This is a genomic window from Anoxybacillus pushchinoensis (genome assembly GCF_900111795.1).
Lineage (GTDB): Bacteria > Bacillota > Bacilli > Bacillales > Anoxybacillaceae > Anoxybacillus > Anoxybacillus pushchinoensis.
Window position 1 is genome coordinate 22,294 of the sequence record NZ_FOJQ01000007.1, and the last position, 26,368, is coordinate 48,661.

Annotated in this window: 30 protein-coding genes and 1 pseudogene; 5 read left to right on the plus strand and 26 right to left on the minus strand. The window is 42.3% G+C overall.

Going from position 1 to position 26,368, the window contains the following annotated elements; genetic code table 11:
• Positions 1–39: 39 nt before the first annotated feature.
• The 5 genes from thrB to yutH all read right to left on the minus strand — a co-directional run bounded on the left by thrB (position 40) and on the right by yutH (position 5,414).
• Entirely contained in the window at positions 40–954 is a 915-nt protein-coding gene (gene thrB, locus BM213_RS03445; protein ID WP_091700931.1) for a homoserine kinase, read from the minus strand.
• On the minus strand, positions 951–2,009 hold the full coding sequence (gene thrC, locus BM213_RS03450; protein WP_003398281.1) for a threonine synthase: 1,059 nt from the start codon (positions 2,007–2,009) through the stop codon (positions 951–953). Before thrC ends, thrB begins: the two co-directional genes overlap by 4 nt.
• Entirely contained in the window at positions 2,009–3,310 is a 1,302-nt protein-coding gene (locus tag BM213_RS03455; RefSeq protein WP_091700934.1) for a homoserine dehydrogenase, read from the minus strand. The genes thrC and BM213_RS03455 overlap by 1 nt, the downstream gene beginning before the upstream one ends.
• 163 nt (positions 3,311–3,473) lie before the next feature.
• On the minus strand, positions 3,474–4,439 hold the full coding sequence (locus BM213_RS03460; protein ID WP_091700936.1) for a 2-hydroxyacid dehydrogenase: 966 nt from the start codon (positions 4,437–4,439) through the stop codon (positions 3,474–3,476).
• Between the two features lie 45 nt (positions 4,440–4,484).
• On the minus strand, positions 4,485–5,414 hold the full coding sequence (gene yutH, locus BM213_RS03465) for a spore coat putative kinase YutH (protein ID WP_091700939.1): 930 nt from the start codon (positions 5,412–5,414) through the stop codon (positions 4,485–4,487).
• A gap of 132 nt (positions 5,415–5,546) precedes the next feature.
• Between yutH and BM213_RS03470 the strand changes: the two genes are divergently transcribed.
• Positions 5,547–6,044 carry a phosphatidylglycerophosphatase A family protein gene (locus BM213_RS03470; RefSeq protein ID WP_091700941.1) on the plus strand — a complete coding sequence of 166 codons (498 nt, stop codon included), beginning with the start codon at positions 5,547–5,549 and terminating at the stop codon, positions 6,042–6,044.
• A gap of 27 nt (positions 6,045–6,071) precedes the next feature.
• Here the strand turns inward: BM213_RS03470 and BM213_RS03475 are convergent, their stop codons facing one another.
• From BM213_RS03475 to BM213_RS03485, 3 genes are all read right to left on the minus strand, one after another.
• A complete protein-coding gene (locus BM213_RS03475) occupies positions 6,072–6,842 on the minus strand; it encodes a TIGR01457 family HAD-type hydrolase (protein WP_091700944.1) in 771 nt (256 codons plus the stop codon).
• 92 nt (positions 6,843–6,934) lie between these two features.
• Complete coding sequence (locus BM213_RS03480; RefSeq protein WP_091700947.1) at positions 6,935–7,570, minus strand: helix-turn-helix transcriptional regulator; 636 nt, start codon at positions 7,568–7,570, stop codon at positions 6,935–6,937.
• A gap of 47 nt (positions 7,571–7,617) precedes the next feature.
• Positions 7,618–8,058, minus strand: coding sequence for a DUF86 domain-containing protein (locus tag BM213_RS03485; protein WP_091700950.1), 441 nt, complete (start codon positions 8,056–8,058; stop codon positions 7,618–7,620).
• A gap of 114 nt (positions 8,059–8,172) precedes the next feature.
• On the opposite strand from BM213_RS03485, the gene BM213_RS03490 reads away from it, so the two are divergent.
• Both BM213_RS03490 and BM213_RS03495 read left to right on the plus strand, forming a co-directional pair.
• Entirely contained in the window at positions 8,173–8,439 is a 267-nt protein-coding gene (locus tag BM213_RS03490) for a DUF3055 domain-containing protein (protein ID WP_244149174.1), read from the plus strand.
• A 36-nt stretch (positions 8,440–8,475) separates the two neighbouring features.
• On the plus strand, positions 8,476–8,748 hold the full coding sequence (locus tag BM213_RS03495) for a cytosolic protein (protein ID WP_091700955.1): 273 nt from the start codon (positions 8,476–8,478) through the stop codon (positions 8,746–8,748).
• Positions 8,749–8,770: 22 nt separating this feature from the next.
• Here BM213_RS03495 and BM213_RS03500 read toward each other — a convergent pair whose 3' ends face one another.
• Positions 8,771–9,046, minus strand: coding sequence for a YutD family protein (locus BM213_RS03500; protein ID WP_091700958.1), 276 nt, complete (start codon positions 9,044–9,046; stop codon positions 8,771–8,773).
• A gap of 111 nt (positions 9,047–9,157) precedes the next feature.
• Here BM213_RS03500 and BM213_RS03505 point away from each other — a divergent pair, with 111 nt between their 5' ends.
• Positions 9,158–9,787: a YhcN/YlaJ family sporulation lipoprotein gene (locus BM213_RS03505; protein WP_091700960.1), complete on the plus strand. Its 630-nt coding sequence runs from the start codon at positions 9,158–9,160 to the stop codon at positions 9,785–9,787.
• A 46-nt stretch (positions 9,788–9,833) separates the two neighbouring features.
• On the opposite strand, the gene lipA is transcribed toward BM213_RS03505, so the two are convergent.
• Complete coding sequence (gene lipA / locus BM213_RS03510) at positions 9,834–10,748, minus strand: lipoyl synthase (RefSeq protein WP_341864903.1); 915 nt, start codon at positions 10,746–10,748, stop codon at positions 9,834–9,836.
• A 125-nt stretch (positions 10,749–10,873) separates the two neighbouring features.
• Between lipA and BM213_RS03515 the strand changes: the two genes are divergently transcribed.
• Entirely contained in the window at positions 10,874–11,845 is a 972-nt protein-coding gene (locus BM213_RS03515; protein ID WP_091700963.1) for a M23 family metallopeptidase, read from the plus strand.
• A gap of 19 nt (positions 11,846–11,864) precedes the next feature.
• Here the strand turns inward: BM213_RS03515 and BM213_RS03520 are convergent, their stop codons facing one another.
• The 16 genes and pseudogenes from BM213_RS03520 to BM213_RS03595 form a co-directional block, all read right to left on the minus strand.
• Positions 11,865–11,969 (minus strand): methionine/alanine import family NSS transporter small subunit, encoded by a 105-nt coding sequence (locus BM213_RS03520; RefSeq protein WP_009362251.1) that lies wholly within the window; start codon positions 11,967–11,969, stop codon positions 11,865–11,867.
• Positions 11,969–13,480, minus strand: a complete 1,512-nt coding sequence (locus BM213_RS03525) for a sodium-dependent transporter (protein WP_091700965.1) — start codon at positions 13,478–13,480, stop codon at positions 11,969–11,971. The genes BM213_RS03520 and BM213_RS03525 overlap by 1 nt, the downstream gene beginning before the upstream one ends.
• 184 nt (positions 13,481–13,664) lie before the next feature.
• Entirely contained in the window at positions 13,665–14,414 is a 750-nt protein-coding gene (yunB, locus tag BM213_RS03530; protein ID WP_091700968.1) for a sporulation protein YunB, read from the minus strand.
• Positions 14,415–14,465: 51 nt separating this feature from the next.
• The gene (locus BM213_RS03535) at positions 14,466–14,768 is read right to left on the minus strand and encodes a YunC family protein (RefSeq protein WP_091700970.1); all 303 of its coding nucleotides are present in this window, start codon (positions 14,766–14,768) and stop codon (positions 14,466–14,468) included.
• 54 nt (positions 14,769–14,822) lie between these two features.
• Positions 14,823–16,214, minus strand: a complete 1,392-nt coding sequence (locus tag BM213_RS03540; protein WP_091701041.1) for a bifunctional metallophosphatase/5'-nucleotidase — start codon at positions 16,212–16,214, stop codon at positions 14,823–14,825.
• A gap of 22 nt (positions 16,215–16,236) precedes the next feature.
• Positions 16,237–17,055: a sulfite exporter TauE/SafE family protein gene (locus BM213_RS03545; protein ID WP_091700973.1), complete on the minus strand. Its 819-nt coding sequence runs from the start codon at positions 17,053–17,055 to the stop codon at positions 16,237–16,239.
• Positions 17,056–17,067: 12 nt separating this feature from the next.
• Entirely contained in the window at positions 17,068–17,916 is an 849-nt protein-coding gene (locus BM213_RS03550) for a DUF72 domain-containing protein (RefSeq protein ID WP_091700975.1), read from the minus strand.
• 78 nt (positions 17,917–17,994) lie between these two features.
• On the minus strand, positions 17,995–19,392 hold the full coding sequence (sufB, locus tag BM213_RS03555; protein WP_006322751.1) for a Fe-S cluster assembly protein SufB: 1,398 nt from the start codon (positions 19,390–19,392) through the stop codon (positions 17,995–17,997).
• A gap of 23 nt (positions 19,393–19,415) precedes the next feature.
• Positions 19,416–19,856 (minus strand): Fe-S cluster assembly sulfur transfer protein SufU, encoded by a 441-nt coding sequence (gene sufU / locus BM213_RS03560; RefSeq protein ID WP_012575968.1) that lies wholly within the window; start codon positions 19,854–19,856, stop codon positions 19,416–19,418.
• Complete coding sequence (locus BM213_RS03565; RefSeq protein WP_091700977.1) at positions 19,846–21,066, minus strand: cysteine desulfurase; 1,221 nt, start codon at positions 21,064–21,066, stop codon at positions 19,846–19,848. Before BM213_RS03565 ends, sufU begins: the two co-directional genes overlap by 11 nt.
• On the minus strand, positions 21,066–22,367 hold the full coding sequence (sufD, locus tag BM213_RS03570; protein WP_091700979.1) for a Fe-S cluster assembly protein SufD: 1,302 nt from the start codon (positions 22,365–22,367) through the stop codon (positions 21,066–21,068). The genes BM213_RS03565 and sufD overlap by 1 nt, the downstream gene beginning before the upstream one ends.
• 18 nt (positions 22,368–22,385) lie before the next feature.
• Complete coding sequence (gene sufC / locus BM213_RS03575) at positions 22,386–23,165, minus strand: Fe-S cluster assembly ATPase SufC (protein WP_091700982.1); 780 nt, start codon at positions 23,163–23,165, stop codon at positions 22,386–22,388.
• A 181-nt stretch (positions 23,166–23,346) separates the two neighbouring features.
• Positions 23,347–23,695, minus strand: a pseudogene (locus BM213_RS03580) (carboxymuconolactone decarboxylase family protein).
• 71 nt (positions 23,696–23,766) lie between these two features.
• The gene (locus tag BM213_RS03585) at positions 23,767–24,591 is read right to left on the minus strand and encodes a MetQ/NlpA family ABC transporter substrate-binding protein (protein ID WP_091700985.1); all 825 of its coding nucleotides are present in this window, start codon (positions 24,589–24,591) and stop codon (positions 23,767–23,769) included.
• Positions 24,592–24,607: 16 nt separating this feature from the next.
• Entirely contained in the window at positions 24,608–25,276 is a 669-nt protein-coding gene (locus BM213_RS03590) for a methionine ABC transporter permease (RefSeq protein WP_091700987.1), read from the minus strand.
• Positions 25,266–26,294: a methionine ABC transporter ATP-binding protein gene (locus BM213_RS03595; protein WP_091700990.1), complete on the minus strand. Its 1,029-nt coding sequence runs from the start codon at positions 26,292–26,294 to the stop codon at positions 25,266–25,268. The genes BM213_RS03590 and BM213_RS03595 overlap by 11 nt, the downstream gene beginning before the upstream one ends.
• Between the last annotated feature and the right edge of the window lie 74 nt (positions 26,295–26,368).

Consider the following 26,368-nt stretch of genomic DNA (forward strand, 5'->3'; position numbering starts at 1 on the left):
TCCAAAAACGTTGGACCCCCTTTTTCCGTTAGGAAATGTTTATTTTTCTAACGTCATTTTATATACGCAACTACCCGTTGTCTCTACGGACAACATACGTACGTCATCGTGAGGAAATGCCGCTCGTAGGGCATCATATACTTCTTTTCCACACCCTTGTTCAGCAAAACAAAGTACAGTCGGACCTGCGCCGCTTAATGCGACACCGAATGCCCCACTCCGCTTCGCCACGACACGCACTCGTTTCAATTCAGGTACGAGACGTTCCCGATATGGCTGGTGAAAAAGATCCGCATCCATCATCTCACCTGCCAGTGACCAGTTTTGTGTCAGCAATGCGGCAACGAGCACATTTCCAACCGCACTCGCCTCTACTGCCTGCGCACGTGTGAACTCACTCGGAAGAACGGTACGTGATTTTTTCGTCTCCAGTTCATACGTCGGAATGACCGCAATGAGATCTATCGGGATGTGCGGTACGTGCACAACATGCGTACGTTCTTTTACATAGCTACCAATTACTAACCCTCCATATAAGGAGGCGCCAACGTTATCGGGGTGCCCTTCATATGTGGTAGCTATTCTCATTTTTTCTTCTTGCGACAAACTGAGACGTCCAAGTTCATTTGCCAACTCAATAGCCGCCACAATCGCCGCAGCACTACTTCCGAGACCGCGTGTAAAAGGAATGTTGCTTGACACAAACACGCGGCAAGGAGGGAGCGTAACACCATACTGACTCGCCAGCTCATTTGCTACTTGATAAATTAAATTGCTTTCCCCAGTCGGAATACTTTTTACTTCATTTGTTTTCGGGACAAATTCCCATGTTGTTGCACGCACTACCTCTAACGTTAAATGAAGCGAAACAGCTAATCCGATCGAATCAAAGCCGGGTCCGAGGTTGGCAGTGCTTCCCGGCACAACAATTTTTAACATTTCACCGTCATTCATTGGAGAACAGCCCCTTGAATGTGAGCAAACACGACTTCCTCATCATTTGGCAGTACAGTCGGTTGAACGTTCATCGCCTCCATCGCTACATTCGGATCTTTCAATCCGTTTCCAGTTAGCACCGCAACAATACGGCTGCCTTTTTTAATTTCACCACTTGCCACTTGCTTCATCACACCAGCTATCGATGCACACGAAGCAGGCTCTGCAAAAATTCCTTCTTCGCGCGCAAGCAAACGGTACGCCTCCAAAATTTGTTCATCTGTTACCTCATCGATTTTTCCACCTGATTCGTTGGCAGCTTGAACAGCGTATTCCCAACTAGCTGGATTACCAATGCGAATCGCTGTCGCAATCGTTTCAGGATTTTCAATTACTTCATTTCGCACAATAGCAGCTGCACCTTCAGCTTCAAAACCTCGCATTTGTGGCAATTTCGTTCCATGTTTTTCATGAAACTGTTTAAACCCTTTCCAATACGCCGTAATATTCCCTGCATTCCCAACTGGAATGGCAAGAACATCAGGCGCCTCCCCGAGTTGCTCACAAATTTCAAAAGCGGCTGTTTTTTGTCCTTCGATCCGATACGGGTTTACTGAATTAACGAGCGTAACCGGAGCCATCTCACTCAAACGGCGTACCATTTTTAATGCATGGTCAAAGTTCCCTTGAATTGCAACGATTTCTGCACCATACATGACAGCCTGCGCCAACTTTCCGAGCGCGATTTTCCCATCAGGAATGATAATAATGCAGCGCATATTTGCTCGTGCAGCATAAGCTGCTGCCGCTGCAGACGTATTTCCTGTCGATGCGCAAATGATTGTATCGCTTCCTTCCTCTTTTGCCTTCGCCACCGCCATAACCATTCCGCGATCTTTAAACGATCCTGTCGGGTTTGCTCCTTCTGTTTTAACGTATAATTCCACACCGAGTTTTTCTGATAAGTGAACAAGCGGGATAAGTGGTGTATTCCCTTCATGTAACGATAACATCGGCGTCTTGTCTGTGACCGGCAAATAGTCGCGATAATGATGTAACAATCCCCTCCACATTACAATGCACCTTCCCCTTCTACTCGATAAGAACTTTTCACTTCTTCTACAACTTCTAAATCTCTCAACTGCTGCAATACATCACGATAGTCTTTTAACGATGCTTGGTGTGTAACGAGAACAATTTCGGCTAAATCTTTTTGATTTAATGGCAATTGTAAAATTTTTTCAAAGCTCACTCCTCTTTCCGAAAAGAGCGATGTAATTTTTGCAAACGCCCCGACTTGATCTTTTACATGAATGCGTAAAAAATACTTCGAATATATTTCGCTATCTTCTTTTAACTGCTTATCGTATTGTGGAGTGACTGCACTTCTTCCATTCACACCAAGACGCATGTTTTTCACGACAGCAACGAGATCAGATACGACAGATGTCGCTGTCGGCAAACTGCCTGCCCCTGGACCGTAAAACATCGTCTCGCCAACCGCCTCACCGTAAACGTAAACCGCGTTATATTCATCGTTTACCGACGCAAGTGGGTGCGTCTCTGGCAACAACGTCGGCTGTACACTAACTTCGACTTTATCGCCGTCTCGATGGGCAATACCGATTAATTTCATCGTATAACCGAGTCGTTTGCTATAGTTTATGTCTTCTTCCGTAATCTCCGTAATCCCCTTCACATACACATCTTGCAAATCGATGTTCATTGAAAAACCAAGTCGAGCTAAAATCGCCATTTTTCTTGCTGCGTCTAATCCTTCAACATCCGCCGTTGGATCGGCTTCAGCGTAACCGAGCTCCTGCGCCTCCGCTAATGCTTCATCGTACGCGCGGTGGAATTTGCTCATCTTTGTTAAAATGTAATTCGTTGTACCGTTAACAATTCCCATCATTTTTGTAATTCGATCAGAAGCTAACCCATCTACAAGGCTGCGCAAAATCGGAATACCGCCAGCTACGCTCGCCTCGTAAAACAAGTCACAGCCATGCTCAGAAGCAACAGAGAGTAATTCTGTTCCATACAATGCCATTAAATCTTTATTCGCTGTGATGACATGCTTCCCATTTTTTAATGCCGTTAGTATATATTGACGCGTCTCTTCGACGCCTCCCATCACTTCAATGACAACATCAATGTCCGGATCATGAATCACTTCTTCTACATTTGTCGTTAATACCGCCTCCGGCAAAGCGACATCTCGCTTTTTATCGCGGTCGCGAACGGCAACCTTTTTAATTTCTACAGGGCAACCGACTTGATGCATCAATTTATCTTGATGGTTTTCAATGATTTTGACAACACCACTACCAACCGTTCCTAATCCTAATAATCCGACTGACACACTTTTTACCATCTTCCCCACCTCTTGTTTTTCCGTAGTGAACATTTGTTTTTATATAGTAGACATTATAGGACATCTCCATTTCATTTACAATCCTTATTTTCACTATCGTATCATATGAAAACGTTTTATGTTTAAAAATTTTCTAAAAAAATAAAAAAAGAGCCTATTGGCTCTAACGCACAGGTGTATATGGTTCTTTTCCTTCCAAGACGGCCATCACATTGCGGCAACATACATGCATCATTGCATATCTCGTTTCTTTCGTCGCACTTCCTATGTGGGGGAGTGCAACAACATTTGGTAGTTGCAGAAGCGGATGATCAGAACGAATCGGCTCTTGTGCGAACACATCTAACCCTGCGCCGGCAATGCGTCGATGAATTAACGCATCATATAGCGCCTCTTCATCAACGATCGCCCCGCGTCCTGCATTAATAAAAATGGCTGATGATTTCATTTTCGCAAACGCGGCACGGTTAAACAATTGATACGTTTCGTTCGTCAGCGGAGCTAAACAGACGACAAAATCAGATCGCCTCAGCAATTCATCAAAAGAACAATACGTCGCATCAAGCGTCTTTTCTGCCTCAATATTTCGTGAACGATTATAGTACAACACGCGCATATGAAATCCTTTTGCACGATGTGCAACAGCCTGACCAATTTTCCCCATGCCAACAATCCCTATCGTTTTATGGTGAACGTCCGTTCCTGCAAGTAAAAGAGGGCTCCAACTTTTCCATTTCCCTCCTTTAACAAACTCGGCTGCTTCAATTAATCGTCTCGCTGTTGCTAGCAGTAAAGCAAATGTTAAATCTGCTGTCGTTTCTGTTAACACATCGGGGGTGTTACAAACGATAACTCCATATGTTTTCGCTGCCTCTACGTCGATATTGTCGTAGCCGACCGCCACATTTGCCACCACGCGAAGCTTCGGACTTTGCTTCAACAGCTCCTCATCAATGCGATCAGATAACATCGTAATTAACGCTTCTGCCTTGCTCGCTTCCTCAAGCAATACGTCGCGCGGCACAGCGATGTCCTCATGCGGCCACATGTTCACATGATATTTGTCACATAACGGAGCAACAACATCGTCTGGTAGTTCTCTCGTAATAAAAACGTACGGTCTCCCCATAACCTCGACTCCCTTAAACATACTTTTCACTTTATTTTACCATATTTATAACCAATCGAGCCGAGGAATAGTTATCGTCGTGATGTCATGAAAATGCCGAAGTTTTTGTTCGTATATGTCGACCCCTTCAAATATTTGCTGCAATAATTGCTCATCACGCCCATGTTGCGATCCGTAGTAATTTTCAATCGCTTGGAAATAGTGGATTGGCATTAATAATCGGGCATAAATCATACGCCATGAAAATCGGCTAAGCGATTGAATATGCTCATACGTTTGTAAAAAGTGAACAACTTCTTTATCTTCTTTTTTTAGCAACCATTGTGTTCGAATCCATTCCGACAGATCTCGACTCGCATGGTCAAATACCCAATCTGTCGGCACTTTTCCATCTTTCCATGTTTGTAAGGAGAACTGCTCATGGCAAATAGTTGGCATGTCGCTACGCATCGGAACTTCATCTAACTGTGTATCAACAATATATTGAATGGCATTCTCGGCTAAACCTAAATAATATGGAAATGTTTCAATAAATTTCTTATCTACCTCACTTTTTTCAGATGATTTCACTTGCAACTCCCAAAACTGCTCAAGTTGATCGACGCGCTGACCCCACAGTTCTCCCCATTGCCCAAATCGACTTCGCGATGACACCGCATACGGATATGTGCGTCCGCGCTGATGAAATAAGGCGAGTTGTTGGGCGACATCCTCTGTTTTCATTCGACCTTCTATTTTCCACACGCTCACTCGTTTTCCTTGCAACGTTCCAACAAACTGACCTGTTTTCGTTGGGAGTAACGTTGCAACCGTTTCATCACCTTGTGCTCGCATATACATCGCCATGTAATATAATTGCTGTATGTCGTTTTCTTTCTCATTTGTTGGCACGGCGACATATATATCGTTTCCACTATGAATCATAAAGCGTTCGTCTACTGGCTTGATCTGGTCAACACGAAAATAATAATCCATGCACATCCCTCCTTCCTTCATGTATATGTTTAAAAAATACGTATAAACTTCATATGAGAGAGGAAATACACGCACGTTTCATAAAAGGAGCACATACATTGTAAAAAATAAAAAAAGAAATAGGTGAAGTGGATGGAGGAAAAGAAAATAGGGAAAATGGAGCAAATTGCGCGACAATGGCTTGCTGATCGAGGTGTAACAATCGAGCATATCGCTGAACTCGTTTATTACTTGCAATCGAAATATCATCCGGACTTGAAAATGGATGAATGCATTCATAACGTCAACCGAGTCATTGCGAAACGTGAAGTACAAAACGCCCTATTCACCGGCATTCAACTCGACATATTAGCAGAAAAAGGACTGTTACAAGAACCACTACAATCGTTTATCGAAAAAGACGAAGGGTTATATGGGGTGGACGAAATTTTAGCTCTATCCATCGTCAACGTATACGGTTCCATCGGCTTTACAAATTACGGATACATTGATAAACAAAAGCCAGGTATTTTAAAAAAACTAAATGATAAATCGTCCGGTCAATGTCATACATTTTTAGACGATATCGTCGGGGCAATTGCGGCTGCCGCTTCAAGCCGTCTTGCTCATCGCGCAGCCCATGTCGAATAAAAAAGGTGCCTTAATTTGGCACCTTTTTTATATACGTTCCATCCATTCTTTTAACGAGTCGACAACATATGTTGGTTGTCGATCGTACGTTTGCAACATCTCTTTCGTCGTTACACCCGTATGAACGAGAAGCGTATCCATTCCTGCGTTCATCCCCGCCATAATGTCGGTGTCATAATTATCCCCAACCATTAATGTTTCTTCTTTTGGAACACCAAGTACTTCAAGTGCTTGCTCCATAATGATTTTTTCTGGTTTGCCAATAAAAATAGGCTTTGTTTGTGTCGATACAGCAACAACAGATGTGAGAGAGCCATTCCCAGGTAAAAGCCCGCGCTCGGTCGGAATGGCGATGTCTCCGTTCGTCGAGATAAACATCGCCCCGTTGCGAACAGCTAAACAAGCAATTGCTAACTTTTCATAATTAATGCTACGATCAATGCCCATGACAACAACTTCAGCATCTTCGTTCGCAAATGTAAAACCTTTCTCCTCAAGTGCTTGACGAATACCATCTTCTCCAATGACATAAACAGAAGCATTTGGCTTTTTTTCATAAATGTAATTGGCAGTTGCTTGACTTGTCGTAAATACTTGATCTTTCGTTGCTGGGATATCAAATCGACGCAGTTTTTCTGCCACCTGTTCTGGTGTACGCGAAGAATTATTCGTTACAAACAAATATGGAATTCCTTTTTCATGAAGACGATGGACAAATGCGCATGCTTCTTCAATCCGTTCTGTTCCGCGATACATTGTACCGTCTAGATCAATTAAATATCCTTTATACGTTTTCACTTTCGCCACTCCTTTTGACAACTTGCACGTTCAAACTTTAACGCAAAACAAATGCACTTGTCAAAGAAGGAGCAACGAATGTCAACGATTGTTCATTTTTTTCGTTTAATATGATAGCGGCACGCATCATCGCCGTCCGCTAAACACGTCTTCGGTACGATGTCTGCCTCATGAATAAGCGTTTCAAACAGCTGTCGCTCACATTCACAAGCAATCGGATATGCTCGAGCTACTTCGGTGATAGGACAGTTATGTTCAACTAACTCAAATGAGCCGTCATCATGCTGTAATAACTCCGACATATACCCATGCTCATTTTGAACCGCAACAAGTTCTTTTATTTTTTCATCAAACGATTTATTACCGAGCTGCTGTTCATACAACTTTTTCATCCGTTCTTGCCGGTTTTGAAACAACTCAGCTACCATTTGCGTGCCACCCATTTTTTCCAAATCAGCTAAAAAATCAAGCATCGTTTGCTGATAATGGCGGGGAAACCGTTGATGCCCTTTAGCACTTAACTGATATACGTTTGTCGGTCTTCCCATCGGTTGACGAACGAGCGTCGATTCAATCAATTCTTCACGCTCTAATGCACTTAAATGACGGCGGACAGCCATTTCTGTAATTCGAAGTTGCTCCGCCATTTCACCGACCGTTAGTCGCTTTTGCACTTTTAACATATTCAAAATTTGTTCTTTTGTGGAAGAGGTTTTTTTTCGCATCATTTTTCACCCACTTCCATTTTACACGATTTCCCCTATACGCACAATTTTTAAACATTTTCGTTTAAAAAGGCAGACACAGGGCCGAGTTCGTTTTGTAAATACGAGCGAATAGAAGCAGGGAACGATTGGAGAACATGTTTATAACGTTGCAATACTTCCAACAATTCAGCATGCGGTACGTCGATATACTGTTGAACAAGCTTTTTACGAAAATGGATGATTTGTTTTAATGCCTCGCCTTCCTCAGCGGAAACAACACGTTCATCAACTAAAATGTCAATGATGTCCTCATAACTTCCCGGATCGCGCATAATAAAACCGTCGATCATCGCATTTCCCACATCAATGATCGATTCAATGATGACGTGTCCGATACGCTCAAGAGCGAGCTTTTCGATCGGTGTGTGAAACGATTGTTCGACATAGTGAACAGTTTGTTCCATATATGTTAATGTTTTTTCGATTTTTTGACGATCGACAAAATACATCTCCCATCTTCCTTTCTGCCTTTTTCCTTTATTGTAGCATAGCGCTTTCTTTTACACATCTAACAGAAATTTGTTAAGATGAAGGAGCAAACAAAAACATATGGAGGTTTGAATATGGAACGTTTCTTTTTATATGATGATACAGTCGATACGAAAACACGTTTTGTCAGCTTCGTTGGCAAAAATGAACGGTTTGATTTAGCGATCGTCCAGACAGACCGCTTCTATGGAAAAGTGCTCGTACTCGATTTACAAAGCAACCGATATGCCATTATCGGTTCAGATGACTTGCAACAACCGGGATATATTGAACATGTATACCATTTAGACGAAGAAGAGGCAAACGAATTGAAAAGTTTTTTACATGAAATTGTCGGTTAAGTGGAACGCTATGCAAAAAAGAAAGGAAGCGTTCGTATGACCGATGAGACATATCATGATTTTTCAACGGTAGAGGCGAGAAAAAACTTTCTCGTTCCAGAAACGCTGCCAGAAGGCCCTTATGGCGCCCCGCGTGGTGAACATGAACCTGTTCAAAACAAAAGTACACCTTGGCAAGAAGGACAACGATACTACAGTGCGTTTAATTACGAATATAAATCGCTTCACCAAAATATTCCACGCCAAGATCCCGGGGCTCATCCGGTACATGATGACTCGAATGAAAATGGGCAACAACCATACTCATGAAAAATAGGTCAGGCATCCTGACCTATTTTTTCACCTTTCGCAATACAAAATACGCACAACCAAAATTACAATATTCAAACAAATATTCAGATAACGTACTTATTTTCGTATCATATGTCGCCTTTTGATTGTGATCGTCAAAAAAACCACGCAAACGAAGTTGATTGTATCCCCAATCCCCAACAATGTAGTCATATTTATTTAAAATATCTGTATAACGTAACCGAAACGCTTCTTCATTAAAACCGTTGCGTACATTTTCTACAAGTTCGTAGCACGTATTATGAATACAAATCATTGTCCTCACCTCTTCTTTCCATTTCTATCATAAAACATGTCTTTCCCCCAAGCAATGACCATTATGAATTGCTAAATAAAACGAATAATAAAAAAGAAGGGGGGAGTTTCTTTGCGGAAAACATGGATTATCACAGGAATAAGCGCCATCACTTTATTATCGGGGTGCGCTGGAAATGAATCAACGTCTTTGTACGAAAAAAGCGGTACAACGATTAACGTTCGCTCACGAAACGATTTATATAACGAGCATGGTGTGCGAAATGGACTTGATTCACGTCTAACAAATTTCGGCTACGTCCGTCATCAAAAAAGCCCCATCCCAGGGGACACAACACAATATGCAACCATACCTATATTAAACCGTGAAAATGTCGCTGATTTAATTAGCAAATTGTGCACACAACTTCCGAACGTTTATGATGTCGGAACACTCGTTACAGATGATACCGTCTTTGTTGTTTACAAAACAGACAGTACAAACCGATCCGAAACAGCCGATCAAGTGAAAAAAACAGCCATTTCTGTCGTGCCGCGTTATTATCACGTGTATGTTTCGGATAATCCGCGCATGTTTCAAGATATTGAACGCTTTGGCCGTTTAGATGCAAACAGTCAAAATGTCGATCAAGTTTTACAACAGACAATTAACGAAATGCTTAAATCGCCTCAAGGTAAAAAAATAAGTAGTGGCGAAAACGAAAACGGTGTGCAACGCGAAGAAATGAATATGATGCAATAAGAAAAAAGGATGTCCCGCTCAAATGAAGTGGGACATCCTTCATCATTCACTCCGCCGCCTTTGCTGATCGCACTTGTTCATCGGCATGATAAGAGGAACGAACGAGCGGACCAGACTCACAATGACTGAATCCTTTCATTAACGCAATTTCTTTCAATTCCATAAACTCATGAGGATGGTAATATTTTTCTACTTTCAAGTGTTTCTTTGTCGGCTGTAAATATTGACCGATTGTTAAAATATTCACACCGACCGCCCGCAAATCATCCATCGCCTCCAAAATTTCTTCCTTCGTTTCTCCAAGACCAACCATTAAGCTTGATTTTGTTGGGATATCAGGCTGTATTTCTTTTGCGCGGCGTAAAAATTCAAGCGAACGTTCATACGTTGCGCGTGCACGAACACGTGGAGTAAGACGACGGACGGTTTCGATATTATGATTTAAAATGTCAGGACGCGCATCCATTAACGTTCGTAAGTTTTCATATACACCTCCCATATCCGACGGCAATACTTCGATCGTCGTTAACGGATTTTTCCGGCGAATGGCACGCACCGTCTCTGCAAATACAGCTGCTCCCCCATCTTTTAAATCGTCGCGAGCTACTGCGGTAACGACAACATGTTTTAAATTCATTAACCGAACGGATTCAGCCACACGCTCCGGCTCTTGCCAGTCTAACTCAGTAGGCAATCCTGTTTTGACGGCACAAAAGCGGCAAGCACGCGTACATACGTCCCCTAAAATCATAAACGTTGCCGTTCGGCGAACAGCCCAACATTCATGAATATTTGGGCAACGCGCTTCTTCGCATACAGTATGCAACTGTTTTTCACGCATCATTTTTTTTAAGCCCATATAATGTTCATTCGTATTTAACTTTATCTTTAACCATTCTGGTTTGCGAAGGTGTTGTTCTTTTGTCGACATCATTTTCACGCTCCACTCGTTAATATACATTACTCATTATACGAGTTATTGCTTTACAATACAAAACAGTTTGTTTTTCCAACATTTTTTATTTATGAAAACAGTCGATTACCCCAAACTAATGATATGAACTTCGGAGAAAGGAGCAAGAATGCGTGAGAACATTATGGTGCATCATCTTTCTTCTTTTCGTGCCGTTTCAATCATTTGCAGCTGCACCAAATGATTTATATGACAAGCGAATGGAGCTTTATAAAAAAGCGGAAGCCATTTCATTTATTCCGTGGTATTATTTTGCAGCAGTCGACCAGTACGAACGTAGCATTCGACAAGCGCGGCGTGACTTACCAAAACCGACAGGAGTAATTAGCATTTATATTCCTCCAGAACGATGGTCAGGGCCGCTTAATTTTAATCAAGAAGATCAAAATCCATTCACAATTAGCCAATTCGGTGGAATGGGTATAGATGGAAATGGAGACGGTTTCGCAGATCGAACAAATGATGAGGACGTTTTATTTGCTTTTGCGCGTTTTTTACGGTCATACGGAACAGATCATACGCATATTAAAATGGCGCTATGGGATTATTATGAACGAAGTAAAACGGTCGATATGATTTTAGGGAAAGTAAAGTTATATAAACATTTCGGAACGCTCCAACTCGATCAATACGCATTTCCCATTCCGCGCCGCTTTGAATATAGTTATCGAAGTACGTGGGGAGATGCACGTGGGTGGGGAGGGCGCCGTATTCATGAAGGAACAGACATCTTTGCTCACTATGGCACGCCGGTTCGTTCTACATGTTATGGCATCGTTGAATTAAAAGGTTGGAACAAATACGGTGGTTGGCGCATCGGTATTCGCGATATAAACAATACGTATCATTACTTTGCACACTTAAACGGATTCGCTAACGGTTTAGAGGAAGGAACGATTGTAGAGCCTGGTATGTTAATCGGGTCGGTTGGCAGCTCGGGATACGGTCCACCTGGAACGTCAGGTAAATTCCCACCGCATCTCCACTACGGCATGTATAAAGATAACGGTTATACGGAATGGTCGTTTGATCCTTATCCTTACTTAAAACAATGGGAGCGACAAGAACGCATGAAAAAAAGATGAGGATTTCCCCTCATCTTTTTTATGATTGACGGCTTTTCTTCACTGCATGAGCGACGCTCGCTGCAAAACCTCCCCAAATAATAACCATGCCAACAAGCATCATAATCAATGCACTTGTTTCCATCAGCTCGAAACCTCCTTATCCGTTGGAACGGACAATACACCATCTCTCCAACGTTTTACTGAAAGGACAAAACCGAGAACGATAACGAGTGCCGCAATCGTCCAACCATACTTCACAACAAATAGTGTATCGTACCCACCATAATTTTCTTTCACGTTCGTTTTAATGCTATCAAACATCATATAGCCTAGTACAACCGGTGTGATCACGGAGAGCGAAACTTTCCACCACGCACCTACCATAATATCTGATACACTGTTTGCATGTGTTTGAAGCGCATTGAGTTGTTTTAACACCCATGCGATAACAATCACTTCAATTAGACCGACAAGCGCAACACCGAAGTTATTAATAAAATAGTCGACCACATCTAAGAAATATAATCCACCGTTTGTTGCAAACACGAGCGCGATTAACGCCGCTAATCCACCGCCACCAAGAACGGCTTTCGCGCGAGAAATACCAAACTTTTCTTGAAATGCCGCTACATATGTTTCCGAAATGGAAATGAGAGATGACAAACCAGCTAACGTTAGCGAAAGGAAAAATAACACGCCGAAAAATTCATTAAACGCTGGAAATTGGTTAATAATTTGCGGGAAGACAACAAACGCTAACCCGACTCCCCCTTTAACGACTTCGCTTACTGCTACACCCTGTTGGTGAGCTAAAAAACCGAGTACGCTAAATACACCAATACCGGCTAACAGTTCAAATCCTGAGTTTGCAAATCCTGTAATAAAGGCGTTGTTTGTAATATCTGATTTTTTTGGTAAATAACTTGAATACGTAATCATAATAGCAAATGCAATCGACAAGCTAAAGAAAATTTGGCTATATGCAGCAACCCATACTTTTCCGTTCATAATTTGATCCCAATTTGGTTTGAAAAATGCATTTAATCCTTCAACTGCACCTTCTAGCGTGACCGCGCGAACGACGATAATAAAGAATAAAACAACGAGCGTTGGCAAGAAAATTTTATTCGCTAACTCAATTCCTTTACGAACCCCTTTATATAAAACAGCTAAATTAATGACCCACACGAGAACAAGCGGAATAAGAACAGCTGGAACTATGCCGCCGAATGTACCTGGCGTTTCTGCTAATTTTAAATACTCACCGAATAAGAAGCCTTCTGTATCTTCTCCCCACTTCGACGTAAAAGCGAAATACGTGTAAGACATCGCCCAAGCAATAACAACGGAATAATACGTTGAAATAACGAATGAAATAAGTACTTGCCACCAACCGATCCATTCCGCTCCTTTGCTTAGGCGAGCAAACGTTAATGGCGCTGAACCACGATACTTATGTCCGAGCGTAAATTCCAATATAAGAATTGGAATGCCTGCCGTTAATAAAGCGAATAAGTACGGGAGGAAGAACGCTCCTCCACCATTTTCATACGCGACAGCCGGAAACCTCCAAATGTTCCCTAATCCAATTGCCGAGCCAGCTGCTGCTAAAATAAAACCAGCACGCGTGCCCCATTGTTGACGACTTTCCATAGATAAATGACCTCCTTATTCCATTTTTATCTTTACAGAGTAACAGACAAATAAGTGCAATACCACCACCCTGTTCGATTATTTTAATTTTTCAGACTTTTTTGTTTCATTTTAATTTTAAGTATAACAACGGAAAAGCCTTTTGTCAAAATAATATTTTTAAAAATAAAATTTTCACAATTTTTTATTGTTGAATAGGAAGTTCAATCGACGTATTTCCTTCCCCTCCCTGATTGTAAAATTGCGGAACTTCGCCTTGAATAATTTGGATAGCGACAGGAATGTCGTTTTGAATCGTTGCTGTTTTTGTTGCAAATGGAATAATAATTTGCACGTTCACTTCGATATGAATTGCTATTTCTATTAAAGCATTGTTAATTCCAAATGGACGAATATTTTTGTTGACATCCGAATGAACGTCCCCAATGACGTAAAAACGAACCGGTATACGCGGACCTAAATTCCCTAATAAGACGTTGTTTGTTGCTTGTCCGAGCGGGATATAATAAATAATCCCTTTTTCCATTTCCGTTTCAACTTGCACGTCTGGAAACTCAAGCGCGGATAGTTTTCCTTCCGATGCTGCTTTTAAATTTCGCTGTACGCGGTTTGTCGTTTTTGCTAATACACGATTGACTACTGTTGCATTAAAGTCAATAGCCGAAATTTTTCCTTGCCCATCTTTTTCAATTTTAATAAAGTTTTCGACGTTGAAATCGTCCTCAGCAATTTGTTGACTAATCGCATTGTTTATCACTAAGTTCGCTAGGCGGCGCGTTTCTTTCTCGGCGATCGCCATAAGCGTCGGTTCAATCCCTCTATTAATAAACCAAAGGCTCGCAACAGTCGAAACAATAAAAAAAACGAACGTGATTAAAAAAATATAACGGACGGGTAGCGGTTTTCTTCTTTTACGCAATTGTTGATACAACAAAAATCCCCCCTCTCACGCTATATGTATGCGATCAAGCAGGGGATTATTATTTTATTTCATGAGAAGCAAAGCGTCTTTTCCTTTCATTCCACGTGAGATCCCTAATTGTTCAGCCGCAAAAGTGACAGACTCAAGCGGTGCTTCTAACAGTTGGTCAATTGTTCGCACCCCTACCGCCCTTCCTGCGATAATTCCTCGGTCGCGCAATTTATTGTTTAATAGCGCCACATCTAATGCCCCGCACATAATATATCCTGTATCGTTCGCAACAGCTAACAACGTCGTTTTAGGCAACTGAACAGAAATCGCTGTAAACGGTTTTCCGTCAATCCATAACGGTCTAACCTCAACCATACATTTCACGCTCCTTTCCTTTATTCAATGTATGAATAAAGGAACGAAGGGTGCCTACGATTGATACATGTTTTTTAGCTTCCACGCAAGCACATCACGCAACATTTCTGGCATATAATATTGTTTTTTCGCTCGATATATTTCTGGATATAAATGTCCGAACGTAAACATATCAATTGTCGCCACCGCATACGTTTTTTGTTCTTCAATTGGCTGATGATGAATCAAAATGCGGCGCACGTGTGCTTGACCATCTATCAGTTGTTCTTTTTCAACAGTAATGCGGTCATACACCATTTGTCCCATTACTTCTCCACGAAATCCAAATCCTTTCAGACGTAACTGTTTCATTTGTTCAGTTTCCGCTTGTAAAATGACTTCTTTTAACTCGCTCCCTCGCAAATATACTTTGCATGGATTAATCGGATGTGGACAAATACGGTGAATATCCCCTTTTGTCACAACACCTTTTTCGAGAGAAGACAGTAGCACCCCGGCATTCACCATCGCTACATCACCTTCACACCATTCGTTTAACGCCTTCGCCAGAAGCGACGCGAATGGGGATGGTGAAAACCAGTCAATATGTAAAGTTTCAGGCAAATAAACAACTGGCTGCGCCAATGCGTTCGTCGCTCGTTCGATCATATGATGTAATTTTTGTTTTGTTTCCATACATTCTTGTTCAAGAGCATCGATATGTTTCACATATGCACGTGCATCAACTTTCCGGTTTTTTGTATCAACCGTCAACGTCACACATCCGACGTAATGCGCAAATTTCCCAGCCCCACAAAGCAACGTGTTGTTTACACGTTTTCCGCATTCAAATACATGATGCGTATGCCCTCCTAAAATTGCTGTCAGTTGCGGAAACAGATGAGCCATTTTTTCATCATCACTTATCCCTAAATGAGATAACAAAATGACTGCATCCACTTTTTCCGAAAGCTCTTCCACAAGCTGAGCGACCGTCTCAAATGGATCCGCAACACGCCATCCCAGCAGCTCATAAAACGTCTGAAATGGGACGGTCACTCCAATAAAAGCTATGCGCACACGTCCGAATGTCATAATGATATACGGTTTCATCCAATCGGGACGCTCTCCGTTTTCATAAAAAACGTTCGCAACAATCACAGGGAATTTAGCATGTGCATATAACGTATCGAGCTGTTTATGACTTAGCGTAATTCCTTCATTGTTTCCAATTGTGACCGCATCGTACGCCGCATCGTTTAAAAGGGCGATATTAGCTTTTCCATCCGACGCTTCTGTGATCGGATGAAATCGATCAATAAAGTCACCAATATCGAGCAAAACCATATGTTCATTTTGTTTTTTATGCTCGCTTCTTTTTTTTCGTAAATAATGCACTACTTTTGGCCAATGTTCAAAATGGCTATGCACATCGTTTGTATGATAAATATGTATCGTCTCTTTCAATGTTTGCAACACACCTTTCCCTTTACCAGCCAAGTCCTTGCACGATTAAACGAACCCCAAGTAAAATGAGTACGATCCGCAATAGCGTCACAACTGTTTTTCCTTTTAGTCTCCGATTAAGCCATGCGCCACATTTTGCACCGACCCATACGCCCGGAATGAGCGCAAACGCAAACGTCCATGCGACATTTCCCATCCATACATGTGTCGATGAGCTAACAATGGATGACAAAAAGACGATAAACATCGATGTCGCTACCGCCACATGAGGAGGAAATAAAAACAATAACATCATCGCAGGCACCATGAGCGAACCGCCACCAATGCCAAAAAACCCGCCGACAAAGCCAACAATAAACGCAATGAGCGTAGCAATGAACGGATTATAGCCGTATGTCACTTCCTCTCCTTCGTTCGTGACATACGTGCGCATAATAGGAAACGTTCGTGTTGCACGCGGTGAAAAACGCGATTGAAACATAAGCAAAAATGAAACAGCAATTACAAACAGTCCAAAGTAAAGCGAAAAATGATGCATATGAACATGTTGGTTTACCCATGCCCCTAACATGGCGCCCGGCCCACTGCCGATGAAAAAAAACAAGCCGCTTTTATAGTCCACCATTTTATGCTTCATATATGTTAAAGTTGACGACAATCCATTAAAAATAATTACAACAAGCGATGTACCAACCGCGACTTGTGGTGAAATGGCTGGCAACATATGAGCTGCACTTAAAAAAAGAAGCGCGGGAACGATAATGACTCCCCCACCTAAACCGACAAGACTGCCGATCGTTCCTGCTAAAAAACCAATCACTAACAGAAGTATGTATTCCATTTTCATCCCCCATTATGAAAACAAATCTAATTGCCGTGGCGCTAAGTCCGTATACTCAATACTTAACATCTGCAAGAGCTGTTTTGCATTATCAGCCGCATCACCGCCCGAATTGTTGTTAAATAATATGTAAATATGTTCACATTTTGTTTGTAGCGTCCGGATATGTGTCGCCCATTGTAACAGTTCTTGCTCGTTATATCGGTACAAATAACGAATGGCACGCCAATTTTCATCATCTCGTTTATTCCAACCAGCGACATTTCGTCCGTGTAGACGAATAAGTGTTTTATGCTTGTCTGTTGGATAAAGAACAGTCGGAACCGAACCTTCCCCTGCTTGCGGTTCATCACAAATGCTATGAATCCATCGCTCTTCTTCCATGAAGCGCAGCGTCTTTTCATAAAAGGGCGGAGAAAACCACGATTGATGACGAAATTCAAGCGCAACAGGCACATCTTTCATTCGTTCACGACACCAACGTAAATAACGTACATGCTCTTTTTTGCAGTCAAACCAAGGTGGAAATTGAAATAATACCATCGCCAGTTTCTTCGCTTGCTGAAACGGCTCAATCGACTGCAAAAATGCGCTAAACATGTCATCTTTATTCGCATACGGGATATCGCCACGCTGATGTCCCGTCATTCCTTGATACGCTTTGACGATAAATTGAAACGAAGATGGCGTTTCCACAATCCATTTCTCTACATTTTGCCGTGGTTGAATGGCGTAAAAATACGCATCGACTTCAACAGTTGGAAAATGGGCAGCATACGCTCGCAACTTATCTTTTGCTGCTAAACGAGATGGATATAAGCGGTCATGGTCTCCCCATCCCGTTAATCCGACATAAATCATATTCATCACCTATATTCATCTTACCATAACATACAAAAAAAGCCGATGATCCGCTCTATGCAGATCATCAGCTATGAATTATCCAATACTACCTTCCATTTCAAACTTAATGAGTCGGTTCATTTCAACGGCGTATTCCATCGGCAATTCTCTCGTAAACGGCTCAATAAAGCCCATAACGATCATTTCTGTCGCTTCTTGTTCAGAGATGCCGCGGCTCATTAAATAAAATAGTTGTTCTTCTGATACTTTCGACACTTTTGCTTCATGCTCAAGCGAAATGTTGTCGTTTAAAATTTCGTTGTATGGAATCGTATCAGATGTCGATTGATTATCCATAATGAGCGTGTCACACTCAATATTTGAACGAGAACCGTCCGCTTTCCGTCCGAAATGGACAATGCCGCGATATGTGACTTTTCCACCTTGTTTCGAAATGGATTTAGAGACGATCGTCGACGACGTGTTTGGTGCTAAATGAATCATTTTTGCACCAGCATCTTGATGTTGACCTTTACCTGCAATCGCAATCGAAAGCGTCAAACCGCGCGCCCCTTCTCCTTTTAAAATGACAGCTGGGTATTTCATCGTTAATTTTGAACCGATATTTCCATCGATCCATTCCATCGTTGCATTTTCTTCGCAAACAGCGCGCTTTGTCACGAGGTTAAAGACGTTGTTTGCCCAGTTTTGAATCGTTGTATAACGGCAATATGCGCCTTTTTTCACGATAATTTCAACGACTGCGCTATGAAGTGAGTTTGTCGTATAGACAGGCGCTGTACAGCCTTCCACGTAATGAACATGCGCCCCTTCATCAACGATAATTAACGTCCGTTCAAATTGTCCCATATTTTCCGAGTTAATACGGAAATATGCTTGCAATGGCGTATCGACTTTTACACCTTTTGGCACGTAAATGAATGAACCGCCAGACCAAACAGCAGAGTTGAGCGCTGCAAATTTATTATCTGTCGGCGGAACAACTTTTGCCCAATGCTCGCGAAATAAATCTTCATTTTCTTTTAACGCCGAGTCTGTATCTTTAAAAATGACCCCTAATTTCTCTAGATCTTCTTTCATGTTATGGTATACAACTTCCGACTCGTATTGCGCCGATACCCCAGCTAAATATTTTTGTTCTGCTTCTGGAATACCGAGCTTATCGAACGTTGCTTTAATTTCTTCCGGCACCTCATCCCAAGAACGACCGGATTTTTCCGATGGTTTGACGTAATAAGTAATTTCATCGAAATCTAAACTTGATAAATCGCCGCCCCATTGTGGCATCGGCATGCTGTAAAAAATGTCTAACGCTTTTAAGCGGAAGTCGAGCATCCACTTTGGTTCATTTTTCATTCGCGAAATTTCTTCTACAATTTCGCGCGTTAAGCCGCGCTCAGCACGGAAGACAGATACATCTTTATCGGCGAAACCATACTTATATTCACCGATTTCTGGCATTTTTTTCGCCATCTCTTTCGCCTCCTTTTTTATGACTAGCCTTGTTGCTCATGCAATCCTTTTTCCATCGCTTTCCACGCTAATGTAGCGCATTTAATGCGGGCAGGGAATTTTGATACGCCTTGAAGTGCTTCAATATCGCCTAAATCAATTGAGTCGTCATAATCTTTTCCTTGCATCATGTCGGAAAAAATCGTTGATAGCTTGAGCGCCTCTTCAATCGTTTTTCCTTTAATCGCCTCTGTCATCATCGATGCAGAGGACATCGAAATAGAACAACCTTCTCCTTCAAACTTCGCATCGACAATTTTCCCATCTTCTACTTTTAATGTTAAGTGAATGCGATCACCACACGTCGGGTTGTTCATGTTGATATCGACATGCTCCCCTTCTAACACACCACGATTTCTCGGATTTTTGTAATGATCCATAATAACTTGTCGATACAACGTATCTAAATGGCTATTAAAAGACATAGCTGAAATACTCCTTCGTTTTCTTTAATGCTGAAACGAGTGCATCAATTTCTTCTTCGGTATTGTATAAGTAAAAGCTTGCACGTGCGGTCGCCGTCACGTTTAGCCATTTCATTAGCGGCTGCGCACAATGGTGACCAGCACGAACAGCAATACCTTCGGCGTCTAAAACGGTCGCAACATCGTGCGGATGCACACCGTCAATATTAAATGTCACAAGCCCGGCGCGTTCTTTCGGGCCGTAAATCGTTAATCCGTCAATCGTTGCAAGCTGTTCAAGCGCATATTGCGCTAAACGATGTTCGTGCTCAGCAATATGATCTAACCCAACTTGCTCAAGGAAATCAATTGCCGCTCCTAAGCCAATCGCTCCTGCGATAATTGGCGTGCCGCCTTCAAATTTCCACGGAAGCTCTTTCCACGTCGACTCATACAAACCGACGAAATCAATCATTTCCCCACCAAACTCAACAGGTTCCATTTGGTCAAGCAATCGTTTTTTACCGTATAATACGCCAATACCTGTCGGACCGCACATTTTATGGCCTGAAAACGCATAAAAATCACAATCTAGCTCCTGTACGTTCACTTTCATATGCGGCGTGCTTTGTGCCCCGTCAACAACAACGACGGCACCGTTCTTATGGGCAATTTGCGCAATTTCTTTTACAGGATTGATTGTGCCGAGCACGTTTGATACGTGCGTGACCGCAACAATTTTTGTGTTTGGCGTGACTGTTTGTTCTACATCTTCTAAACGAATCGTTCCGTCAGGCTGAAGCGGAATATATTTTAATGTCGCACCTGTTTGTTTAGCCACTTGTTGCCACGGAATGATGTTACTATGGTGCTCCATATACGTAATAACGATCTCATCGCCAGGGCGGACGTTCGCTCGTCCATAGCTAGCTGCCACGAGGTTAATCGCTGTTGTTGTCCCGCGTGTAAAAATAATTTCTTCCATCGAAGCAGCACCGATGAAGCGGCGCACTTTTTCGCGCGCCCCTTCGTATGCGTCGGTTGCCTTCGTACCGAGCGTATGCACACCGCGATGAACGTTTGAATTATATTGACGATAATAATTGTCGATCGCCTCAATGACTGGCAATGGCTTTTGTGACGTCGCCGCGCTATCTAAATAAACGAGCGGTTTACCGTTTACTTTTTGATCTAAAATCGGGAATAGTTGACGAAGTTCTTTTACGTTCATCACTTAACTTTCCTTTCGATCACTTCAATTAATTGTTTTTTCACACGCTCAATAGGAATTTCATTAACGACAGGTGCTAAAAAGCCGTGAATAATTAATCGCTCAGCTTCTACTTTCGGAATGCCGCGGCTCATTAAATAATATAGTTGCATCGGATCAACACGACCGACAGATGCGGCGTGGCCTGCTGTCACATCATCTTCGTCAATTAACAAAATCGGGTTCGCATCTCCGCGCGCTTTTGGACTTAACATGAGCACGCGAGACTCTTGTTCAGCGTTTGATTTCGAGGCACCGTGTTCAATTTTTCCGATCCCGTTGAAAATTGATGTCGCTTCATCTCTCACGACACCGTGTTTTAAAATGTATCCTTCCGTATGCTTACCGTAATGAATCACGCTCGTTGTAAAGTTTTGCACTTGCTCACCGCGGCTCACAACGACCGTTTTCGTATCGCCAAGCGACCCATCACCAATGAGGCGCGTCACGTTTTCTGAAATCGTATTCCCGTCATTCATTAAGCCGAGCGCCCACTCAATGCGCGCATGACGACCTGTGATTCCGCGACGGTTCACGTACGTTGTCGTCCCTTTCGCTAAACTATCGACCGCACCGAAAAATACGTGGGCATCGTCAAGCGCAAACACTTCCGCAACGATGTTGACGATCGCTTCCGAACGTTCACATGTTGAAATGTAGTTTTCAACGTACGTCACTTTACTTCCGACATCGGCAACAATAATGACGTGGTTAAACAGCGCTTCCGCTTTTTCATGCACATATACCGCCTGCAAAGGAACGTCGATTTGAACGTGCTTTGGCACATATACGAACACTCCACCGTTGACAAGCGCCGCATGAAGAGCAGTAAGACGGTGCTCATTTACTTTGACGCCGTCCATAAAATATTTTTGTACAAGTTCGCTATGCTCGCGGACAGCTGTTGCTAAGTCTGTGAAAATAACACCTTTTTCTTTTAATTCATCAGCAAGCGATACGTATGCACATGTATGATCTCGCTGAACATATACGTTTTTTTGCTCCTCAGCTATATCGATGAGCACTTTTACTTGTTCAGGTAGCTCTTCTAGCGAAGAAAGCGGCGCGCTCTCAACGAGATGAGCAGAAAATTGTGTGAAGTTCCAACGATCGATTTTCGTTTTGTCTGGCTTCGGTAATGGCAATTGTTCCGCTTGCGCAAGAGCTTGTAAGCGAACGTTTAAAAGCCAGTCCGGTTCTCCGCGCCCTTCAGAAAATGAGCGCACATACTGTTGGTCGAATGGTAGTTTCGTCTCAATCATCTTAAATCCTCCTAACGCTTACGCTTCTTGCTCAACGACTTCATCTTCAATGCCTAGCTCTCTTTTAATCCAATCATATCCTTCTGCTTCAAGACGTTGTGCTAATTCTGGACCGCCTGACTTTACGATACGTCCTTGCATCATGACATGTACGTAATCTGGTGTAATGTAGTTTAACAATCGCTGATAATGCGTAATGATTAAACAGCCAAAGTCGCTATTGCGCATGTCATTTACACCTTTTGCGACAACTTTTAATGCATCGATATCAAGACCGGAATCAATTTCATCTAAAATAGCAATTTTCGGCTGTAACATCATAAGTTGTAAAATTTCGTTCCGCTTTTTCTCCCCGCCCGAGAACCCTTCATTCAAGTAGCGGTGAGCCATATCTGGATTCATTTCTAAAAACGCCATTTTTTCATCTAATTGACGGATAAATTTCATTAATGAAATTTCATTTCCTTCTCCGCGACGTGCGTTAATTGCTGAGCGAAGGAAATCCGCATTCGTTACACCGCTAATTTCGCTCGGATATTGCATCGCTAAAAATAGCCCAGCACGAGCGCGCTCATCTACTTCCATTTCTAATACATCTTGACCATCTAATGTAATGCTTCCTTTTGTTACTTCATATTTTGGATGGCCCATAATCGCCGCCGATAATGTCGATTTTCCCGTTCCGTTCGGTCCCATGATCGCATGGAACTCACCGCCTTTAATTTCAAGGTTAACCCCTTTTAAAATTTCTTTCCCGTCAATTGCAACGTGAAGATCTTTAATCGTTAATGTTGCCATAAAAAAATACCTCCAGTTTCACTTATGTTCAAAAAAACGTAATTCTCACTTTATTCTCATTACAATTTTATAACAAATGAAAAGTATTAGCAACCTTATTGCAAGTATTTTGATACTTTTTTGTTTCAAAAGTTTGCTCGTTTTATCATATATGTAAAACAGGTAGGGAACCCCGTACCCTTTAATGCATGCAAGTAAATTCATCGACACATTGTCGAACGAGCGTAACGGACTGGCTCATCGTCGCCCCTCCAGCTAAAGCAGATGCGACAGCACACGCTTCAAATATTTCTTTCTCTGTCGCCCCTTCATCGATGCACCCTTTCAATATGATAAATGGTACAATATTCATCTTGTTTAGCGACACTAATCGCTAGTGCGATGAGTTGTTTTTCTTTTTTTTTGATAGCTCCCCTTCGACGAAGCAAGCTTCCGTAAATGCGTTAAACGCTCGTCCAACATGAGGCATTTGTTGTGTGAACGGTGCCTAACCCTTGCTTATATTCGTGTAAACATTGTTCTATCGACATATGTACTCCTCCTTCCTTTTTATCATGCGTCGTTTTCGAGAAAATATAAAAGGACGCCCGAATGGACATCCTTATTTCGTTGCTGGAATAACAGCACCATTATATTTTTGTAAAATGAAGTCTTGAATTTCCTTTGATTGCAACACTTCAACAAGCGTCTGAATTTCTTTACGGTTTTCGTCACCTTTACGAACCGCGATAATGTTCACGTATGGGTTGTTTTCTGGCGATTCGACAGCGATCGGATCTTTTGCTGGATCTAAACCAGCATCTAACGCATAGTTGGCGTTAATTAATACCGCATCTCCTTCATCATTTTTATACACTTGCGGAAGCAATCCTGCCTCAACATCCGCTTCAAATACTAAATTTTTCGGATTTTCAACAATGTCATCAATTGTCGCTTTCGTCTTATCGACACCTTCTTTTAATCGAATTAGTCCTTTTTCTTCAAGCATCGATAAAATACGACCGTGATCAGCAACAGAGTTACTCATAATGATTTTTGCACCGTTTGGTAGCTCTTCAAGACTTTTGTATTTTTTTGAATATACGCCAATCGGCTCAATATGAATACCGCCTGCATTCACAAAGTCATAGCCATGTTCTTTCATTTGAGATTCTAAATAAGGAATGTGTTGGAAATAGTTTGCATCTAACTCTTTATCCGCTAATGCTTTGTTTGGTAACACGTAATCTTGGAACGTCACAATTTCTAGTTCAATTCCTTTTTCTTTTAAAATCGGTTTTGCTTTTTCTAAAATTTCTGCATGTGGTACGTTTGATGCACCGATGACAAGCTTGTTCGCTTTTTCCTCTGCACTTTCATTGTTTCCGCAAGCAGCAAGCGCTAAAACAACCATTGCAACAACAAGTAAAGAGATCCATTTTTTCATTTGTTTTTTCCTCCTTTTATCGTTTATCTATTTTAGAAGTGACAAAGTCACCAATAAACTGAATGATAAAGACGATGACTAAAATGAGCACTGTTGCAACGAGCGTCACATCGTTATTGTTACGCTGGAACCCTTCCAAATAAGCTAAGTTCCCAAGCCCCCCAGCCCCGACAACTCCCGCCATCGCCGTATAGCCAACGAGAGCGATCGCTGTAACGGTAATTCCAGATACAAGTGCTGGCAATGCTTCGGGAAGGAGCACTTTCCAAATAATTGTCGTTGTCGTTGCTCCCATCGCTTTCGCTGCTTCAATAACCCCTTTATCAATTTCACGAAGCGCAATTTCAACCATGCGCGCATAGAATGGAGCCGCTCCAATAATGAGCGCCGGCAGTGCCGCATTGGCACCAAGAATCGTACCGACAACAAACTTAGTAAACGGGATGAGTAAAATAATTAAAATGATGAACGGGATCGAACGGAAAATGTTAACAAACGATGCGATAACGCCGTTAATGACACGATTTTCCCATATGTTTCCCTTTGACGTTAAAAAGAGTAACAATCCAAGCAAAATGCCGAGCACAAACGTCGCCGCAACTGAAATAGCTGTCATATATAACGTTTCCGTTGTTGCCGCCCATATTTTATCCCAAACGACGTTCGGAAATAGCTCATTCCACATTCGCCAACACCTCCACTCCAACTTCTTGCTGGCGAATAAAAGCGAGTGCTCGCTCGATTTCTTCATTGGCACCGTCTAAATGAACGAACAACACCCCGTATGAACCGTGATGCGTTTGTGAAATTTTCCCTTGCAAAATGTTCACGTTCAAATCAAATTGTCGAATGATGTGAGTGATGAGCGGTTGCTCAGCTGCTTCGCCGACAAATGTAAGCTGTACAACTTTTCCATTTGGATATCGCTCAAGAAGATGCAACATCGCTTCTTTCGTTTCTTCCGGCTCAGTTACTTGTTGAACAAAACGCTTCGTAATCGGCTGCTCCGGCTTACGAAACACGTGAAGCACTTCACCCATTTCAACGATTTTTCCGTTTTCCATGACCGCTACACGATCACAAATTTTACGAATAACGTGCATTTCATGAGTGATTAATACGATCGTTAAACCGAGACGTTTATTAATGTCGACGAGCAAATCTAAGATGGAATCTGTCGTTTGTGGGTCGAGCGCTGACGTCGCCTCGTCGCACAACAACACTTTCGGATTGTTTGCTAACGCGCGCGCAATGCCGACACGTTGTTTTTGCCCGCCGCTTAGTTGTGACGGATATGCATTTTCTCGTCCTTCTAGCCCAACGAGCTGAATGAGTTCATCGACACGCTTCATCCGTTCTTCTTTCGGCACGCCAGCAATTTCTAACGGAAAAGCAATATTTTCGCGCACGGTTCGCGACCAAAGCAAATTAAAATGTTGAAAAATCATACCGATTTGTTGGCGCGCTTGGCGTAACTGCTTCCCGCTAATTTTCCCCATATCTTTCCCATCAACAATGACTTCCCCGTTCGTTGGCTTTTCTAATCCGTTCAATAACCGAATGAGCGAGCTTTTCCCTGCGCCGCTATAGCCGATAATACCAAAAATTTCTCCTTGTTCGATATGCAAATTCACATGATCGACTGCCGTTACATTCCCACTTGCTGCTTTGTACACTTTTGTTACATTCGATAATGTGATCACGTTGCTGTCACCTTCCTTCCATGAAAAAAACCTTTCTGCTCAAGAGAACAGAAAGGCGCGAATCGTCCATTCTG

Excerpts from the sequence above, each read along its gene's own strand:
- thrB (WP_091700931.1), bottom strand. The coding sequence starts at position 954 with ATGAATGACGGTGAAATGTTAAAAATTGTTGTGCCGGGAAGCACTGCC.
- thrC (WP_003398281.1), bottom strand. The coding sequence starts at position 2,009 with ATGTGGAGGGGATTGTTACATCATTATCGCGACTATTTGCCGGTCACA.
- BM213_RS03455 (WP_091700934.1), bottom strand. The coding sequence starts at position 3,310 with ATGGTAAAAAGTGTGTCAGTCGGATTATTAGGATTAGGAACGGTTGGT.
- BM213_RS03460 (WP_091700936.1), bottom strand. The coding sequence starts at position 4,439 with ATGGGGAGACCGTACGTTTTTATTACGAGAGAACTACCAGACGATGTT.
- yutH (WP_091700939.1), bottom strand. The coding sequence starts at position 5,414 with ATGGATTATTATTTTCGTGTTGACCAGATCAAGCCAGTAGACGAACGC.
- BM213_RS03470 (WP_091700941.1), top strand. The coding sequence starts at position 5,547 with ATGGAGGAAAAGAAAATAGGGAAAATGGAGCAAATTGCGCGACAATGG.
- BM213_RS03480 (WP_091700947.1), bottom strand. The coding sequence starts at position 7,570 with ATGATGCGAAAAAAAACCTCTTCCACAAAAGAACAAATTTTGAATATG.
- BM213_RS03485 (WP_091700950.1), bottom strand. The coding sequence starts at position 8,058 with ATGTATTTTGTCGATCGTCAAAAAATCGAAAAAACATTAACATATATG.
- BM213_RS03490 (WP_244149174.1), top strand. The coding sequence starts at position 8,173 with ATGGAACGTTTCTTTTTATATGATGATACAGTCGATACGAAAACACGT.
- BM213_RS03495 (WP_091700955.1), top strand. The coding sequence starts at position 8,476 with ATGACCGATGAGACATATCATGATTTTTCAACGGTAGAGGCGAGAAAA.
- BM213_RS03500 (WP_091700958.1), bottom strand. The coding sequence starts at position 9,046 with ATGATTTGTATTCATAATACGTGCTACGAACTTGTAGAAAATGTACGC.
- lipA (WP_341864903.1), bottom strand. The coding sequence starts at position 10,748 with ATGTATATTAACGAGTGGAGCGTGAAAATGATGTCGACAAAAGAACAA.
- BM213_RS03520 (WP_009362251.1), bottom strand. The coding sequence starts at position 11,969 with ATGGAAACAAGTGCATTGATTATGATGCTTGTTGGCATGGTTATTATT.
- BM213_RS03525 (WP_091700965.1), bottom strand. The coding sequence starts at position 13,480 with ATGGAAAGTCGTCAACAATGGGGCACGCGTGCTGGTTTTATTTTAGCA.
- BM213_RS03535 (WP_091700970.1), bottom strand. The coding sequence starts at position 14,768 with ATGGTTGAGGTTAGACCGTTATGGATTGACGGAAAACCGTTTACAGCG.
- BM213_RS03545 (WP_091700973.1), bottom strand. The coding sequence starts at position 17,055 with ATGGAATACATACTTCTGTTAGTGATTGGTTTTTTAGCAGGAACGATC.
- BM213_RS03550 (WP_091700975.1), bottom strand. The coding sequence starts at position 17,916 with ATGATTTATGTCGGATTAACGGGATGGGGAGACCATGACCGCTTATAT.
- sufB (WP_006322751.1), bottom strand. The coding sequence starts at position 19,392 with ATGGCGAAAAAAATGCCAGAAATCGGTGAATATAAGTATGGTTTCGCC.
- sufU (WP_012575968.1), bottom strand. The coding sequence starts at position 19,856 with ATGTCTTTTAATAGCCATTTAGATACGTTGTATCGACAAGTTATTATG.
- BM213_RS03565 (WP_091700977.1), bottom strand. The coding sequence starts at position 21,066 with ATGAACGTAAAAGAACTTCGTCAACTATTCCCGATTTTAGATCAAAAA.
- sufD (WP_091700979.1), bottom strand. The coding sequence starts at position 22,367 with ATGATTGAGACGAAACTACCATTCGACCAACAGTATGTGCGCTCATTT.
- sufC (WP_091700982.1), bottom strand. The coding sequence starts at position 23,165 with ATGGCAACATTAACGATTAAAGATCTTCACGTTGCAATTGACGGGAAA.
- BM213_RS03585 (WP_091700985.1), bottom strand. The coding sequence starts at position 24,591 with ATGAAAAAATGGATCTCTTTACTTGTTGTTGCAATGGTTGTTTTAGCG.
- BM213_RS03590 (WP_091700987.1), bottom strand. The coding sequence starts at position 25,276 with ATGTGGAATGAGCTATTTCCGAACGTCGTTTGGGATAAAATATGGGCG.